This window comes from Pseudomonas sp. 13B_2.1_Bac1 (assembly GCF_025466155.1).
Taxonomy (GTDB): domain Bacteria; phylum Pseudomonadota; class Gammaproteobacteria; order Pseudomonadales; family Pseudomonadaceae; genus Aquipseudomonas; species Aquipseudomonas aylmerensis.
The window spans coordinates 38,320-55,365 of sequence record NZ_JANLOH010000013.1; the positions used below are offsets into that span (position 1 = coordinate 38,320).

At 62.9% G+C, this 17,046-nt stretch carries 12 protein-coding genes; 5 read left to right on the top strand and 7 right to left on the bottom strand.

Going from position 1 to position 17,046, the window contains the following annotated elements; all coding sequences use genetic code 11:
- Window positions 1–53: 53 nt before the first annotated feature.
- Window positions 54–227 (top strand): hypothetical protein, encoded by a 174-nt coding sequence (locus tag NTD80_RS03080; protein WP_162946078.1) that lies wholly within the window; start codon window positions 54–56, stop codon window positions 225–227.
- On the opposite strand, the gene NTD80_RS03085 is transcribed toward NTD80_RS03080, so the two are convergent.
- Window positions 205–696: an MgtC/SapB family protein gene (locus tag NTD80_RS03085; protein ID WP_065906642.1), complete on the bottom strand. Its 492-nt coding sequence runs from the start codon at window positions 694–696 to the stop codon at window positions 205–207. The two genes, NTD80_RS03080 and NTD80_RS03085, sit on opposite strands and share 23 nt — an antisense overlap.
- Window positions 697–818: 122 nt before the next feature.
- Here NTD80_RS03085 and NTD80_RS03090 point away from each other — a divergent pair, with 122 nt between their 5' ends.
- The 4 genes from NTD80_RS03090 to NTD80_RS03105 all read left to right on the top strand — a co-directional run bounded on the left by NTD80_RS03090 (window position 819) and on the right by NTD80_RS03105 (window position 4,714).
- A complete protein-coding gene (locus NTD80_RS03090; protein ID WP_262132101.1) occupies window positions 819–1,058 on the top strand; it encodes a DUF3203 family protein in 240 nt (79 codons plus the stop codon).
- Between the two features lie 184 nt (window positions 1,059–1,242).
- Entirely contained in the window at window positions 1,243–2,652 is a 1,410-nt protein-coding gene (gene ccoG, locus NTD80_RS03095; protein ID WP_262132102.1) for a cytochrome c oxidase accessory protein CcoG, read from the top strand.
- A gap of 96 nt (window positions 2,653–2,748) precedes the next feature.
- Window positions 2,749–4,158: a GntR family transcriptional regulator MpaR gene (gene mapR, locus NTD80_RS03100; protein ID WP_262132103.1), complete on the top strand. Its 1,410-nt coding sequence runs from the start codon at window positions 2,749–2,751 to the stop codon at window positions 4,156–4,158.
- Window positions 4,159–4,249: 91 nt separating this feature from the next.
- On the top strand, window positions 4,250–4,714 hold the full coding sequence (locus tag NTD80_RS03105; protein ID WP_262132104.1) for a hypothetical protein: 465 nt from the start codon (window positions 4,250–4,252) through the stop codon (window positions 4,712–4,714).
- Between the two features lie 12 nt (window positions 4,715–4,726).
- On the opposite strand, the gene NTD80_RS03110 is transcribed toward NTD80_RS03105, so the two are convergent.
- The 6 genes from NTD80_RS03110 to NTD80_RS03135 form a co-directional block, all read right to left on the bottom strand.
- Window positions 4,727–5,473 carry an SDR family oxidoreductase gene (locus NTD80_RS03110; RefSeq protein ID WP_065906637.1) on the bottom strand — a complete coding sequence of 249 codons (747 nt, stop codon included), beginning with the start codon at window positions 5,471–5,473 and terminating at the stop codon, window positions 4,727–4,729.
- A gap of 54 nt (window positions 5,474–5,527) precedes the next feature.
- On the bottom strand, window positions 5,528–7,624 hold the full coding sequence (locus NTD80_RS03115) for a putative bifunctional diguanylate cyclase/phosphodiesterase (protein WP_262132105.1): 2,097 nt from the start codon (window positions 7,622–7,624) through the stop codon (window positions 5,528–5,530).
- A 205-nt stretch (window positions 7,625–7,829) separates the two neighbouring features.
- Window positions 7,830–9,239: an efflux transporter outer membrane subunit gene (locus NTD80_RS03120; RefSeq protein WP_226939992.1), complete on the bottom strand. Its 1,410-nt coding sequence runs from the start codon at window positions 9,237–9,239 to the stop codon at window positions 7,830–7,832.
- A gap of 167 nt (window positions 9,240–9,406) precedes the next feature.
- A complete protein-coding gene (locus NTD80_RS03125; protein WP_262132106.1) occupies window positions 9,407–12,514 on the bottom strand; it encodes an efflux RND transporter permease subunit in 3,108 nt (1,035 codons plus the stop codon).
- Window positions 12,511–15,612, bottom strand: a complete 3,102-nt coding sequence (locus NTD80_RS03130; protein WP_065906631.1) for an MdtB/MuxB family multidrug efflux RND transporter permease subunit — start codon at window positions 15,610–15,612, stop codon at window positions 12,511–12,513. Before NTD80_RS03130 ends, NTD80_RS03125 begins: the two co-directional genes overlap by 4 nt.
- Window positions 15,609–16,913, bottom strand: a complete 1,305-nt coding sequence (locus tag NTD80_RS03135; protein WP_262132107.1) for an MdtA/MuxA family multidrug efflux RND transporter periplasmic adaptor subunit — start codon at window positions 16,911–16,913, stop codon at window positions 15,609–15,611. Before NTD80_RS03135 ends, NTD80_RS03130 begins: the two co-directional genes overlap by 4 nt.
- Window positions 16,914–17,046 lie beyond the last annotated feature (133 nt).

Here is a 17,046-nt window from a genome sequence, read left to right on the forward strand (position 1 = left end):
ATCGCCCCGGCGGCTGTCCACCGATAGAGCAAAGCACAAAGGAGGCCACACCGATGAATATCCCGATCCCGGCAGAAACCCCGGACCCGAATATCGACAACCCGACGCTGCCACCCACCGAGCCGGAGCCGATTCCGGAACAAGACCCGCCCCAAGACCCGCCACCCGTGGAGGAGCCGCCGACCACCATGCCACCCGTGATTGTCAGCCCTTCTCAAAGCGCTTGACGATTTTTGGCATCACGCTGAACACCAGCAAAGCCAGCAAGGTACTCAGCACCGCTGTCGATTCCCGGCCCAACCCGGCCGAGACCCCAATCGCAGCGGTCATCCACAGGCCGGCGGCGGTGGTCAGGCCCTTCACGTGCCCTTCTTCCTCATCCTTGCCCTTGATAATGGTCCCGGCGCCGAGGAAGCCAATCCCGGCAATCACGCCCTGGACCACGCGGCTCATGGCATCGGCCTGATTGCCGGACATCTGCGGCACCATCACGAACAACGCCGCGCCCAAAGCTACCAGCATGTGCGTGCGCACACCTGCGGCCTTGCCCTTGCTCTCGCGCTCGAAGCCGAGAATCCCGCCCAGCACCGCAGCGATCAGCAGGCGCACGGTGATTTGGGTGAGTTGTTTCGCATCGCCGATATCGGCAAATTCAGCTTGCAGGGTTTGCCACACTTCTTGCCACCAGGCGTCCATGGATGCCGTCCTTTTTGTCTTTATGGGTCAACGATGGACAGCGGCGACCGCCAGTCAGTTGCCTTGAACCCGCGCACATCGCTGCGCCCTAACGCTCATAGCCCATGAGAAAGGAGAACGGCATGCCCATTCGTATCGAAAACCAGCTGTGCTACTTCATGCTCGATGACAATGGCCAGGAAAAGAGCGTGCCGGCGACAGGCGTTAATATCGTCACCGACACCGACAAATCCATGTCCTACGTGGAATTGGCGGCCGAGCGCATCTATATCACTGAAGCCGAGGCCGATGCGCTCACGGTCGCCGGTGCCCACGACGGTCGCCAACATGTGAAGGCCGAAGAACCTGGTTCGTTGATTTAATTGATCTGTATCAGCACGCCCAGGATAGCGCTGCACCCCTGATGCAATGGGGTGCAGCACATTGTCGCAGCGGCGCTCGAAGCCCCCATCTGATCCGTTTTTTATCGCCCCAGCTGAGTCTGTTATGCACACAGCGCCACGCGCATAGTTCATCCGCCTGATGGAGGCTGATGAGCGAACGACCATGAGCGAAAGAATCCCCACCGTGGAAACCTTTGTGCCCATACACCCAAAGAAGGTGAAGGCCAAATCCAGCGACAACCTGATTCATACCCGCAGCTTCACCGGCCTGTTCCGCACCTTGCGTATCGGCGGTGCCGGCTTGCTGTTCCTGGCCTTCTTCGGCACCGTGTGGCTGAACTGGGGCGACCGCCAGGCGGTACTCTGGGACCTGGCGCAGAGCAAATTCCATATCTTTGGCGCGACCTTCTGGCCCCAGGATTTCATTTTGTTGTCGGCGCTGCTGATCATCTGCGCCTTCGGCCTGTTTGCGATCACCGTGTTCGCCGGCCGCGTCTGGTGCGGCTACACCTGTCCGCAAAGCTCGTTCACCTGGCTGTTCATGTGGTGTGAGAAAGTCACCGAAGGCGAGCGCAATCAACGTATCAAGTTGCAAGCGGCGCCGTGGAGCCTGAACAAACTGGCGCGGCGCGCGGTCAAGCACACCCTGTGGCTGGGCATCAGCGTGCTCACCGGGCTGACCTTTGTCGGCTACTTCACGCCCATCCGCCCGCTGGCCGCCGAGCTGCTGACCTGGCAAATGGGCGGCGTCAGCCTGTTCTGGGTGCTGTTCTTCACCGCTGCCACTTACCTCAACGCCGGATGGCTGCGCGAAGCGGTGTGCATGCACATGTGCCCGTATGCGCGCTTCCAGAGTGTGATGTTCGACAAGGACACGCTGACCATCTCCTATGACGCCGCCCGTGGCGAAAGCCGTGGCCCGCGCAAGCGTGAGGCCAAGCCGGCCGACGTCGGCCTGGGGGATTGCATCGACTGCCAGCTCTGCGTGCAGGTGTGCCCCACCGGTATCGACATCCGCGACGGCCTGCAAATGGAGTGCATCGGTTGCGCGGCCTGTGTCGACGCCTGCGACTCGATCATGGACAAGATGGGTTACGCGCGCGGCCTGGTGAGCTACACCTCCGAACATCAACTGCAAGGTGGCAAGACTCATCTGCTCAGGCCACGCCTGATCGGCTACAGTGCCGTGCTGCTGGTGATGATTGCCGCGCTGGTGGTAGCCCTGGTCGGGCGGCCGATGGTGTCGCTGGATGTGACCAAGGACCGTGGCATGTTCCGCGAAAATGCCCAGGGCCTGATCGAGAATATCTACAGCCTCAAGGTCATCAACAAGACCCAGCAACGCCAGGATTACCGCCTGGAGCTGGTGGACGGCGAAGGCTTCCAGTTGCAGGGTAAGACCGAGATCAGCCTGGCGCCTGGGGAGATCAGCGATGTGCCGGTGTCCGTGGCCCTGCTGGCCGACAAACCGGCCAGCAGCTCGCAGACCTTGCGTTTCAAGGTCACGGATGTGGATGAACCCTGGATCTACAGCGCGGCCGACAGCCGTTTTGTCGCCCCGTTGAACCGCTGAGGTCTATCCGATCCAGTGGGGATTCAAATGCGGGCGCTGACTTGCCGGCGCCGGCCATGGACTTGCGTACACTTTCAAAAAGCTGATTAGGCCCCCATGAAACGCTACGAAAAATTTGCCGACGACATTGCAGAACTGATCCGCTCCGGCGTACTCGGCCCCGGCCAGCGTGTGCCTTCGGTGCGCTACGCCAGCCAGACCTACGGCGTCAGCCCATCCACGGTGTTCCAGGCGTATTACCTGCTGGAGCGACGTGGGTTGATCCGCGCCCGGCCGCGCTCGGGTTACTTCGTCAATACCCACGCACCGAGCCCGTTTTCCGAGCCGGTGGTGAGCGAGCACGTGCACGAGTCCACTGAAGTGGATGTGAGCGAACTGGTGTTCTCGGTGCTGGACTCGATCAAGGACCCCAACACCGTGCCGTTCGGCTCGGCCTTTCCCAGCCCGATGCTGTTCCCGCTGCCGCGCCTGGCCCGCTCCCTGGCCAGCGCCAGCCGCGAGATGGACCCGCGCCTGGTGGTCACCGACATGTCGCCGGGCAACCCGCAACTGCGTCGGCAGATTGCCCTGCGCTACATGGTCGGCGGGCTGATGCTGCCCATGGAAGAACTGCTGATCACCAACGGCGCACTCGAAGCACTCAACCTGTGCCTGCAGGCCGTGACCGAACCCGGCGACCTGGTCGCGATCGAGGCCCCGGCGTTCTACGCCTGCCTGCAAGTGCTCGAACGCCTGAAACTCAAGGCAGTCGAAATCCCCGTGCACCCGCGCGACGGCATTGACCTCAACGCGCTGGCACAAACCCTGGAGCGCTACCCGATCAAGGCCTGCTGGACCATGACCAGCTTCCAGAACCCGATGGGCGCGACACTGCCAGAGGCCAAGAAACAGGCACTGGTAGAACTGCTGCGCAGCCATCAAGTGCCACTGATCGAAGACGATGTGTACGCCGAGTTGTATTACGGCCAACACGCGCCGAAACCGGCCAAGGCGTTTGATAACGAGGGCCTGGTGATGCACTGCGGCTCCTTCGCCAAGAGCCTCGCGCCCGGCTATCGCGTGGGCTGGGTGGCCGCCGGGCGCTACGCGCAGAAAGTCGAACGCCTGAAGCTGATGACCTCGCTGTGCCCATCGATGCCGGCCCAGGCGGCGATTGCCGATTATCTGCAGCACGGCGGCTACGACCGGCACCTGCGCAAATTGCGCTATGCCCTGGAGGAACAGCAAAGCGCCATGCTCGCCGCCATTGCGCGTTACTTCCCGGCCCAGACGCGCGTCAGCCAACCGGCCGGCGGCTATTTCCTGTGGCTGGAATTGCCGGAGCAAACCGACTCATTGAAGCTGTTTCAGATGGCGCTGGCGCAAGGCATCAGCATTGCGCCGGGCCCGATCTTCTCGGCTACCCAGCGCTTTCGCAACTGCATCCGCCTGAACTACGGCAGCCCGTGGACTGAAGCGTCGGAAAAAGCCATGGAGACCTTGGGGCGGATCGTCCGCTCCTTTTGAGCAGGAACCAAATCGCAGGCTGGACCACATAGGGGAGGCATTGTTCTTACATCAAACAATGTGCCTTCACTCGTTCAGCCCCGAGGTTTCCATGAGTACGATTACACCCGAAAGCATTAAGCCACTCCCTGTTCCTCCTAACTACATGCGCGTGGGAGAACAACAGCAAGTCCGCGCAATGGAGGGGCCGACAGGGCGCCCTGCCGGCGATCATCGATCTGCCGAGCAAATTACCGAGCAGAGTCCCATCCTGGCGCGCTTGCTTGAAAGCCGGGACCATTACCCGCTTGCTGACGACCTCAAGCGCCAGGTCGGTGACTGGAGCCGCGCCAATCCCGACCCGGACGCTCGCGCCAATGCCGCCTATGACCTGGACAAAGTACTGCGATTCATTGACAACGTGGACGACGAAAAGCTGAGCGGCAGCACGAGCCGCAATGGGCAAATCGATGGTTTTCATGACGCTGGCTACGCAGTCGTGCAAAACTCCGAAGCCAGCCTGCTCAGAGACTTTTCAACCAAGGGTTATGATGTGTTGCGCAATCTCCAGACATGAGGGTGCGGCGTTTCAACGGCCGCCGCCCAGGTCCAGGAAGGTACCGGTGGCATACGAGGCCTTGTCCGACAGCAACCAGATAATCGCTTCCGCGACTTCATCCGGGCGTCCGCCACGGGCCATGGGGATACCGGATTCAAGTTTACTGACGCGGTCCGGGTCGCCGCTCAAGGCGTGGAAGTCGGTGAAGATATAACCCGGGCGTACCGCGTTGACGCGAATGCCCTCGCCCGCGACCTCTTTGGACAGGCCCAGGGTAAAGGTGTCGAGCGCGCCCTTGGAGGCCGCATAGTCAACGTACTCCCCCGGCGAACCCAGGCGCGCCGCCACCGATGACACGTTGACGATACTGCCGCCCTGCCCGCCATGCCTGGGCGACATGCGCAGCACCGCGTGCTTGGCGCAGAGGATCGGGCCGAGCACGTTGGTCTTCATGATTTTCAGGATGCGGAATTCAGACATTTCATCGACCCGCGCTTTGTGCGCCACGGTGCCGGCGTTATTGACCAACGCAGTGACACGCCCCAACTCGGCATCCACACGGTTGAACAGCGCGATCACCTCATCTTCAATGCTGACATCCGCACGCACGGCAATCGCCTGGGCGCCCAAGGCACGCACCTGTTCGAGGACGCTGTGGGCGGCGGTTTCATCGGACTGGTAGTTGATGCAGATGCGATAGCCCTCGCGCGCTGCCAGCAGTGCCGTCTCGGCGCCAATCCCGCGGCTACCCCCGGTGATGATGACAACTTTGTCCATGCGTGCGGTCTCCTGATCCAACCTGATGGTTATGGTTGGATCCAATACTAACCGTCACGCACGGCTTTTGTCAGGCGCGACTGCCTCTTCGGCACGCTGGATGTCGAGCATGAAACTGTCGGCCGGCAGCGGATGGCCGAGCAGGTAGCCCTGCAGGGAATTACACCCCAGCCGGGTGAGAAAATTCTGCTGCACATCGGTCTCCACCCCCTCGGCGACAATCCGCAAGCCCAGTGCCTGGCCCAGGGCAACGATTGCCGAGACGATGGCGGCATCGTCGCTGTCGTGCTCCAGGTCACGCACGAAGCCGCGGTCGATCTTCAACTCGTTGGCGGGCAAGCGCTTGAGGTACATGAGGCTGGAATAGCCGGTGCCGAAATCGTCAATGGACAAATCCACGCCCATTTCCGACAACTGCTGCAACACCGTCATGCTCGCATCGGCATCGCTCATGGCGGTGGTCTCGGTGATTTCCAGGGTCAGGCTGTTGGCCGGCAACTGGTGCCGCGCGAGTGCCGTGGCGACACTTTTGACCAGCCCGGCATGGCAGAACTGCAGCGCCGAGAGGTTCACGGCGATGCGCCAGTCTTCATAGCCCTGCGCGTACCACAGACTCATCTGGCGGCAGGCCTCGTCGAGCACCCACTCACCAATCGGAATGATCAGGCCAGTCTTCTCCGCCAGCTCGATAAAGGTCGCCGGCAGCAACAGGCCCTGTTGCGGATGTTCCCAGCGCAACAACGCCTCGGCACCGACCGGGATGCCACTGACCGCATCGAACTTGGGCTGGTAGTACAGGCGAAATTGCTGCTGCTCGACGGCATTGCGCAGGTCCTGCAGCAACTGCAGCTGCTTGCGCGCATTGGTATTCATCGACACATCGAAAAAGCTGTAGCCGTTCTTGCCCATGCCCTTGGCGTGGTACATCGCGGCGTCGGCGTTCATCAGCAGTTCCTGGGGGCTGTTGCCATTGCCGGGGAACATGGCGATGCCGACGCTGGCGGAGATTTTCAGTTCATGCTCGGCCACCTGGAACGCGCGGTTGATCAGTACCACCTGGCGTTCGGCGAGACCGAGGGCGTCATCCGGCTGGGTCAGTTGCACCAGCAACACAAACTCATCCCCGCCGATGCGCGCCAGGGTGTCCTGGCTGCGCAGGTCCTCGCGCAGGCGCAGGCCGACTTCACGCAACAGTTGGTCGCCCATATGGTGACCAAACGCATCGTTGACCGGCTTGAAGCCGTCGAGGTCGATAAACATCAGCGCGAAGCAACCGCCCTGCTCTTTGACCGCTTGCATGGCCTGTTGAATGCGATCCGCCAGCAACGTGCGATTGGGCAAGCCGGTGAGCATGTCGTGCAGCGCCAGGTGGGTGAGTTCCTGATTGGCCAGGGTCAGTGAGTCGGCGAGTACGGCCGTGCGGGCTTCCAGGCGCGCGTCGAGCAGCGAGGTCAGCAGCGCAATGATCAACACCGCCAGTGAGGTCACCAGCACCAGGTTATCCAGGCCCTTGCCGCTCAAGCCGCTCAACGCGGCGCCGCAGTAGCTCTCATCGGCAAATTGCGCCGCCGCCATGCCGGTGTAGTGCATGCCGACGATGGCGATCCCCATCACCACCGCCGCGCCGCCCCGAGCCAGGCGCACGTAGGGGGTGTTGCGACGCAGATTGAACGCAATCCACAGCGCTGCACCGGAGGCCACCACCGCGATCAGCAACGAGGCGCCAAACAAGGTGGGGGCGTAGTCGATGCCGGGGGTCATGCGCATCGCGGCCATGCCGGTGTAATGCATGCTGGCGATGCCGGCCCCCATGATCAGCGCACCCAAGGCCAGCTGCCACGCGGGCAATCGTGGCTGGCTGACCAACCACAAGGCAAAACCACTGGACAACACCGCGATCAATAACGACAGCGCGGTAATGCCCAGGTCAAACCCCAGGGCAAACGGCAGGCGCAGCGCCAGCATGCCGATAAAGTGCATGGACCACACGCCCACTCCCATCGCCAACGCCCCGCCGGCAATCCATAGGTAAACAGCGCGCCCCTTGGCCGTCGCGAGACGACCGGTCAGATCCAGGGCGGTGTAGGAAGCGAGAATCGCGACAAACAGCGAAATCACGACCAGCGAGGGGGAATAACTACCGATGAGCATGGGACTTCTCGTACACAACGGGCCCGAGAGACCCGTGCGAAGTGGCAAAGCGGGCGATTGTAGCGAGAATAATTCTTGAGCACTTGATTAATTATCAGAGCGCCATTAGTGGCAATTTGACGTCAATCATCTGGCTCACCGGCGCTGCGCAAGGCACTGCAGACGCCGCCTTTGCAAGCCGGCGCCGACAGTGGATTGGGGTGGGTCAGTCCTTTTCGGCGATGGGCGTTTGCCCATCCCAGCCACCGCCCAACGCGGCGATCAGTTGCACGCTGGCCACCAGGCGTGTCTGCAGCAAGGTCAGCACGGTGCGCTCGTTGCTCAGCGCGGTGGCCTGTACCGTCACCACGTCCAGGTAGGCGATCAGCCCGGCCTTGTACTGGTTCTGGGTCAGGCGCAGTGACTCGCGCGCGGCGTCGAGTGCTTCATTGCTCACCACTGCTTCGTCTTCCAGCACCTTGAGCTGCACCATGTAGTTTTCCACTTCACGGAAGCCATCGAGCACGGTCTGGCGGTACTTGGCCACGGTTTCGTCATAGGAGGCCACGCTGCGGTCGACTTCCGCCGAGCGCTGGCCGCCGTCGAACAGGGTCATGGCCAGCTTGGGGCCCACCGACCAGAAGCGGTTCGGCAGGCTGATCCAGTCGGCGTAGGTGCTGCTGGAATAGCCGCCAGCCAAGCTCAGGCTCAGGTCCGGGTAGTAGGCTGCCTTGGCCACGCCGATATTCGCGTTGGCGGCGATCACCGAGCGTTCGGCCGAGGCGATATCCGGGCGGCGTTCCAGCAGTTGCGACGGCAGGCTCACCGGAATCTGCGGCAGCGCCGGGATGTCCTTGCTCACCGCCAGGTTGAAGTTGGCCGGAGCCTCGCCGATCAATACGGCAATCGCGTTTTCCAGCTGGGCGCGCTGCCAGATCAGGTCGATCAGGCTCGCTTGGGTGGTCTTGAGCTGGGTCTGCGCCTGGGCCACCGCATCCTTGCCGGAGACGCCGGCACGGTATTGGTTTTCGGTCATTTGCAGGGAGCGCTGGTAAGTCTCCAGGGTCGCTTGCAACAGGCGCGTCTGCTCATCCATCACGCGCAGTTGCAGATAGCTTTGCACCAGTTCCGACTGCTGGCTCAGGCGCATCGCCGCGAGGTCGGCCGAGCTGGCCTCGGCACTGGCTTCGTTGGCTTCCAGGCCACGGCGCAACTTGCCCCAGATATCCGCCTCCCAACTCACGCCCAACTGCGCATTGAGGGTGTCGCGGATGCCACTGCTGGAACTGCTGAGGCTGGCGTTACTGCTGCCGGTGCCTTGGCTCGCGCGGGTTTTGCCGGCGCTCAGGTCGACAGTGGGGTAAAACGCCCCGCGCGAACTGCGCACCAGGGCCTGGGCCTGGCGAAAGCGCGCCTCGGCCTGGGCCACGGTCTGGTTCGAGTTGTTCAGGCGCAACACCAGGTCATTGAGTTGGCGATCGCCGTACAACTCCCACCAGGCGCCACGGGCCAGGGAATCGCTCGGCGTGGCCTGGCGCCAGCCCTGGGCCTCCTTGAACTGTGCTGGCTCGACCACTTCCGGGCGCTTGTAATCCGGGCCGACGGCGCAGGCGCTGAGCAGCAGCGCAAGCCCCATCGTAGGCGCGAGTTTGCTCGCGAAGGTCGCCAACGATAACGCGCCCAGCCGGGGCACACGCGGTGTCCGGTTTTTTTTCGCCGGCACGCCGGCGCCTGCGGAGCAAGGCGCGTTGTCGAGGTCCGCCACGGCGACCGGATGCGGTGCGTTGGCATTGATTGAATCAGTCATAGCGCAGTGTCCAGGGCAGCATCGGTGCGCACGCCGCGCCAGGCGTTGAAACGGTGGCGCGCACGGTCGAGATAGAGGTAGACCACCGGGGTGGTGTAGAGGGTCAGGACCTGGCTGAACACCAGGCCGCCAATAATGGTCAGGCCCAGCGGGTGGCGCATTTCCGCGCCATCGCCGGTGCCAAGCAGCAACGGCAAGGCCCCGAGGATGGCCGCCAACGTGGTCATCAGGATTGGGCGCAAACGCAGCAGGCAGGCACTGCGAATCGACTCCAGCGGCCCCATGCCGTCGTTGCGTTCCAGTTGCAGGGCGAGGTCGATCATCAGGATCGCGTTTTTCTTCACCACACCGATCAGCAGGAACAGCCCCAGCAAGGAGATCAGGCTGAACTCGCCGCCGGTCAGGTAGATGGCGAGCATGGCGCCAACCCCGGCCGACGGCAGGGTCGAGAGAATCGTCAGCGGGTGGATGTAGCTTTCATACAGGATGCCCAACACCAGGTACACCGCCACCAGCGCGCCGAGGATCATGAACGGCTGGCCTTTCTGCGTGGCCGCGAAGGCATCGGCAGTACCGGCCATCTTGGCGATCACGTCTTCCGGCAGGCCGACCTTGGCAATCGCCCGCTCGATGGCGGCCGTGCCCTGCTCCACCGTGACGCCGGGCGACATGTCGAAGGCGATGTTTTCAGAGGCGAACTGGCCTTCGTGGCTGACGCGGTCGTCCGCCAGGCTGTTTTCATAATGGGCAATGGTCGACAACGGTACCCGTGCGCCCGTGGAGGTAATCACCTGCATCTGGTTGAGGGTGATCGGGTCCTGGGCGTATTTGGGGTTGACCTCCATCACCACCTGGTACTGGTTGAGGCTGTCATAGATGGTCGAGATCTGCCGCTGGCTGTAGGCGTTGTTGAGCACCGCCGTGACCATGTTCATATCGATACCCAGGCGCTTGGCCTGGTCGCGGTCGACAATCAGCGTGACCTGCGCCGCGCCGCGCCCTTCGCGGGCGTCGATGGCGGTCAGCTCCGGCAGCTCGCGCAAGGCGGCGACCACTTTCGGGTACCACAGGCGCAACGCGGCCAGGTCACCACTTTGCAGGATGTAGGAATACTGCGCGCTGGTCTGGTCGCGGCTACCGCCAAATTGCAGGTCCTGGTCGGCCATCAGGAACAGGCGCCCGCCCGGCACCAGCGGTACATCCTTGCGCAGGCGCTCGATCACCGCCTGGGCGGAAATCTTGCGCTCGCTGATCGGCTTGAGCCGCACCAGCATTACCGCGTTGTTGGTGCCGTTGTTGCCGCCGATAAAGCCGGCCACGCTGAGCACTGCCGGGTCCTTGAGCACGGCCTTGCGGAAGGTTTCCATCTTCGGCTGCATCACGCTGAACGACAGCCCGTCATCACCGCGCACAAAACCGATCAACTGGCCGGTGTCCTGCTGCGGCATAAAGGTTTTCGGCACCACCACGTACAGCGCCACGTTCACGCCGATGGTCAGCAACAGGCTGAGCAGGGTCAGGCGGCGGTGGCGCAGCACCCAGTCGAGGCTGGTGGCGTAGCCGGCGACCATGCGGTCGTTGATCTTCTGGCTCCAGCGCTGCAGGCCGGTCATCTGCCCTTTCACATGCGGCTTGAGCCAGCGCGCGCAGAGCATCGGCGTCAGGGTCAGCGAAACAATCAGCGACACAATGATCGCCGCCGACAAGGTGATGGAAAACTCGCGAAACAGATTGGTGACGATGCCGCCCATGAACAGGATGGACAGGAACACCGCCACCAGCGACACGTTCATGGACAGCAAGGTGAAGCCCACTTCCTGGGCGCCCAGGTACGCCGCCTTCATCGGCGGCACGCCGTCGTCGATATGCCGGGAAATATTCTCCAGCACCACGATGGCATCGTCGACCACCAGGCCGGTGGCGAGGATCAGCGCCATCAGCGAGAAGTTGTTCAACGAGAATCCGTACAGGTACATGATCGCGAACGTGCCCACCAGCGACACCGGCACCGCCAGGGTCGGGATCAGCGACGCACGGAAGTTGCCGAGAAACAGGTAGACCACCAGGATCACCAGCCCCACCGCAATCAGCAAGGTCATCTCGGCTTCATGCAACGTGGCGGTGATCACCGGCGAGCGGTCCATGGCCAGGCTGAGCTTGACGCTGGATGGCAGCACCGCCTGCAACGCCGGCAGTTGCGCCTTGATCTGCCTGACGGTCTCGATGATGTTGGCGCCGGACTGGCGGTTGATCACCAGCAGCACCGCCGAGTCATTGTTGAAGAAACCACTGTTGTAGCGGTCTTCGACGCCGTTGCTGATCTTCGCCACGTCGCCCAGGCGCAGTGCCGCGCCGTTCTGGTAGCGAATCAGCAGCGGCTCATAGTCCTTGGCCTTTTCCAGCTGGTCGTTGGCCTGGATCTGCCAGTTGCGCTCGCTGTCTTCCAGGGAGCCCTTGGGCCGCCGCTGGTTGGCGTTGGCGATGGTGTTGCGCACGTCGTCCAGGGCCACGCCGTACTGGTCGAGGGCCTTGGGTTCCAGCTCGATGCGCACCGCCGGCAGGGAACTGCCGCCGATCTGCACTTCGCCCACGCCCGGCACCTGGGACAGGCTTTGCGAAAGGATGGTGGACGCCAGGTCGTACAACTGGCCCTTCTGCAACACGTCCGAGGTCAGCGACAGCACCATGATCGGTGCCTGGGACGGGTTGATCTTCTTGTAGGTGGGCATGCTGCGCATGCCGCTGGGCAGCAGGTTGCGCGAAGCATTGATCGCCGCCTGCACTTCTCGCGCCGCGCCGTTGATGTCGCGGTCGGAGTCAAACGCCAGGATCACCCGGGTGGAGCCCTGGCTCGACGAGCTGCTCATGGTAGTGATGCCGGCAATCGCGCCGAAGGAGCGCTCCAGCGGCGTGGCCACGGTGGACGCCATCACCTCGGGGCTGGCCCCCGGCAGGCTGGCCGACACCACGATCACCGGGAAGTCGATCTGCGGCAACGGCGACACCGGCAGCAGGTTGAAGCTCACGCCCCCCAGCAACATGATCGCCAGGCTCAGCAGCATGGTGGCTACCGGCCGGCGAATGAACGGTCCGGACAAATTCATGACTCAACCGGCTCCAGGCTTTGCGGCTCTTTGCGCCAGCGACGGCCCAGGCGATCGAAGTACAGGTAGATCACCGGCGTGGTGAACAGCGTCAATACCTGGCTCACCAGCAGACCGCCGACCATCACCAGGCCCAGGGGCTGACGCAGTTCGGCACCGGAACCGGTGGCCAGCATCAGCGGCACCGCACCAAACAGCGCGGCCAGGGTAGTCATCAGGATCGGCCGGAAACGCAACAGCGCCGCCTGGTAGATCGCGGTCTGTGGGTCGAGGCCCTGGTTGCGTTCGGCGTCGAGGGCGAAGTCGATCATCATGATCGCGTTCTTCTTCACGATACCGATCAGCAAAATGATACCGATGATCGCAATCATGCCCAGGTCATTGCCGCTGAGCAGCAACGCCAGCAAGGCTCCCACCGCCGCCGACGGCAACGTGGACAGGATGGTGATCGGGTGAATGTAGCTCTCGTAGAGCACGCCGAGCACGATGTACATGGTGACCACCGCCGCCAGGATCAGCAGCAAGGTGCTCGACAACGACGCCTCGAACGCCTGCGCCGCGCCCTGGAACTGGGTCTGCACGCCCACCGGCATGCCGATGTCCTTCTGCGCCTGGTTGATCAGCTCCACGCCTTTGCCCAGCGCGACGCCGGGGGCCAGGTTGAACGACATCATCACCGCCGGGAACTGGCCGATATGCGCAATCGCCAACTGCGCCTGGCGTTGCTCCACATGGGCCAGGCTCGACAGGCGCACCTGCCCGCCATCGGTGGTTTTCACGTGGATCTGGTTCAGCGCCGCAGGGCCGAGGGTTTCCCCGGACTGCGCCTGCAGCACCACGCGGTACTGGCTGGCCTGGGTATAGATGGTCGAAATCTGCCGCTGGCCGAAGGCGTCATACAGCGCGTCGGTAATGGTCGACACACTGACACCCAGGCGCGAGGCCGCATCACGGTCGATTACCAGGTACACCTGCAGGCCTTTGTCCTGCAGGTCGCTGGCCACGTCGGTGAGTTCCGGCATCTGGCTCAGGGCGTGCACCAGCTTGTCGCTCCACAGCGCCAGCAGGTCGGCGTCCGGCGAGGACATGCTGAACTGGTACTGCGTGCGGCTGACGCGGTCTTCAATGGTCAGGTCCTGCACCGGCTGCATGAACAGGCGAATGCCGACCATCTTGTCGATTTCCGGCTGCAGGCGGGTGATCACCTGGGCCGCGCTCAGGTCGCGCTGGCCATGGGGCTTGAGGTTGATCAGCAGACGGCCGCTGTTCAGCGTGGCGTTATCGCCATCCACGCCGATATACGACGACAGGCTTTCCACTGCCGGGTCGGCGAGGATGATCTTCGCCAGCTCCTGCTGGCGCTGGCTCATGGCCGCAAAGGAAATCGACTGCGGGGCTTCGGAAATCCCCTGGATCACGCCGGTGTCCTGCACCGGGAAGAAGCCCTTGGGCACCACCAGATAGAGAACTACGGTGAGGCCCAGCGTGGCGATGGCCACCAGCAGGGTCAGCGGCTGGTGCTTGAGCACCCACTGCAACTTGCGCCCGTAGGCCTCGATCAGCCAGTCGATCCAGGCGCCGCTGGCCTTGTAGAAACGGCCCTGCTCCTCTTCCTTGGGTTCCCGCTTGAGCAGGCGCGCGCACATCATTGGCGTGAGGGTCAGCGACACCACCAGGGAAATCAGGATCGCCACGGCCAGGGTGATGGCAAATTCGCGGAACAGCCGCCCCACCACATCGGCCATGAACAGCAGCGGGATCAACACCGCGATCAGCGACAGGGTCAGGGAAATCAGGGTGAAGCCGATCTGCTTGGCGCCCTTGAGCGCAGCATTCAAGGGTGTCTCGCCCTCCTCGATATAGCGCGAGATGTTCTCCAGCATCACGATCGCATCATCCACCACAAAGCCGGTGGCGATGGTCAGGGCCATCAGCGTCAGATTGTTGATGGAGAAACCGGCCAGGTACATCACGCCAAAGGTACCCACCAGCGACAGCGGCACGGCAATGGACGGGATGATCGTAGCGCTGACCCGGCGCAGGAACAGGAACGTCACCATCACCACCAGGGCAATGGCGATGAGCAATTCGTGTTGCACATCGGTGACCGAGGCGCGGATGGTCTGGGTGCGGTCGGTCAGCACCGTCACATCGAGGCCGGCCGGCAGGTTGTCGGTGATGCTCGGCAGCAGCGCCTTGATACGGTCGACCACCTCGATCACGTTGGCACCCGGCTGGCGCTGGATATTCAGCAGCACGGCCTGGTTTTCGTTGGCCCAGGCGGCGAGGCGCTCGTTTTCCGCACCGTCGACAATTTCAGCCACGTCTTTAAGGCGCAGCGGCGCGCCATTGTTGTAGGCCAGGATCAGTTCGGCATATTGCTGCGGCGAGACCAGCTGGTCGTTGGCATCCAGCATCGACACTCGCGTGGGGCCGTCGAAGTTGCCCTTGGGCTGGTTGACGTTGGAGGCGGCGATCAGGGTGCGCACGTCCGACAGGTTCAAGCCGTTGGCCGCCAGGGCCTCGGGGTTGACCTTGATGCGCACGGCCTGGCGCTGGCCGCCGGCGATGCTGACCATGCCGACGCCGCTGATCTGCGCGATTTTCTGCGCCATGCGCGTGTCGACCAGGTCATTGAGCTTGGGCAGCAGCATGGTCTTGGAGGTAATCGCAAGCGTCAGCACCGGGGTATCCGCCGGGTTGACCTTGTTGTACACCGGCGGCGCCGGCAAATCCTTGGGCAGCAGGTTGGTGGCGGCGTTGATCGCGGCCTGCACCTGTTGCTCGGCGACATCCATATTGATGTCGAGGTTGAAGCGCAGGGTCAACACCGACGCGCCGCCGGAGCTGGTGGACGCCATCTGGGTGAGACCGGGCATTTGCCCGAACTGGCGCTCCAGCGGCGCGGTCACCGCGCTGGTCATCACATCGGGGCTGGCGCCGGGGTACAGGGTCATCACCCGGATCGTCGGGTAGTCCACCTGGGGCAACGCCGATACCGGCAACAGGCGATACGCGATGATGCCGGCCAACACAATCGCCAGCATGCTCAGCGTGGTGGCGACCGGGCGGAGGATAAACAGCCGCGACAGGTTCATGAACCGACCTTTTGCGCCTTGCCGGCGGAGGCGCCGGTCTCCCCTTTAGCTGCCGGCTGGCCCTGCAGGTGTTCGGTGGGGGTGGTCAGCACTTCGCTGCTGTTGTTGACCACTTCGATTTCGCTGCCGTCCTTGAGGCGGTCGGTGCCTTCGAGCACCACACGGTCGCCGGCCTTCAGGCCTTCCTTGATCACCGTGTTGTCGCCGTCGGTATCGCCGACCACCAGGGGCTGGACCTTGACCTTCTTGTCACCGTCGAGCACGTAGACAAAGGTACCTGTGTTGCCGAACTGGATCGCCGCCGACGGCGCCAGCACCACATTGTGCAGGGTGTCGGCCAGCAGGTGCACATTGACGAACTGATTCGGGAACAGTGCCTGGTCCTTGTTATCGAACCGCGCCTTGAATTTCAGGGTGCCGGTGGTGACATCGATCTGGTTGTCCAGGCTTTGCAGCACGCCTGTGGCCTGCTGCTTCACGTCGCCACGGTCCCAGGCTTCGACGGGCAGCTTGTTGCCGGCGTGGTAGCGGGCGAGCACGGTTTCCAGGGTGTTTTCCGGCAGGGTGAACGCCACGCTGATCGGCTGGGTCTGGGTGATGACCGCGAGGAACGTGGTGTCGTTGGCCGCGACCAGGTTACCGACGTCGACCTGGCGCAAGCCGACGCGGCCGCTGATTGGCGCGCGGATCTTGGTGAATTCGAGGTTGAGCTTGGCGTCGTCCACCGCGCCCTGGTTGGTCTTGACCGTGCCCTGGTATTGCAGGACCAGCGCTTCGGCGGTGTCCAGGGTTTGCTTGGCGATACTGTCCTGGGCGTACAGGCCGCGATAACGCTCGACGTCGACCTGGGCGTTTTTCAGCTGGGCCTGGTTCTGCATCAGCGTGCCCTGGGCCTGGAGCAAGGCGTTCTGGTAGCTGCGCGGGTCGATCTCGGCCAGCAGGTCGCCCGCCTTGACCATCTGCCCTTCTTCAAAGGCGATCTTCACCAGCTCGCCGCCCACCCGGCTGCGCACATTGATGGTATTGAGCGCCGTCACCGTGCCCAAGGCCTTGTAGTACACCGGGAATTCCCCCAGCACCGCAGGCGCCACACGCACCGGGATCGGGCCGGTAGACCCGCCGAAGCCCGGGCGCATCATCCCCGACTTGCCGGCATGCCCAGCCGGTTTTTGCGCGTCGGCTTCCTTGTGGCTGCCGGGCCAGAATTTCCAGCACAGGCCGGCGATGACCAGCAGCACGAGCAGGCCGAACAGCCAGCGGCGGGAGTTGCGGGGGGAGGATTGCATGGAGTGATCAACCATTGGGCGCGAGAGCTTCTTCTTTGGGAGGCTGAAAGATAAGCACTGGAGCGCTTTAAGAAAAGCGCCTTTACCGGCTATTTACCTTGGGCTTACAACTTTTAACTTCTGACCTTAGTCCATTGCCTATTTCGCT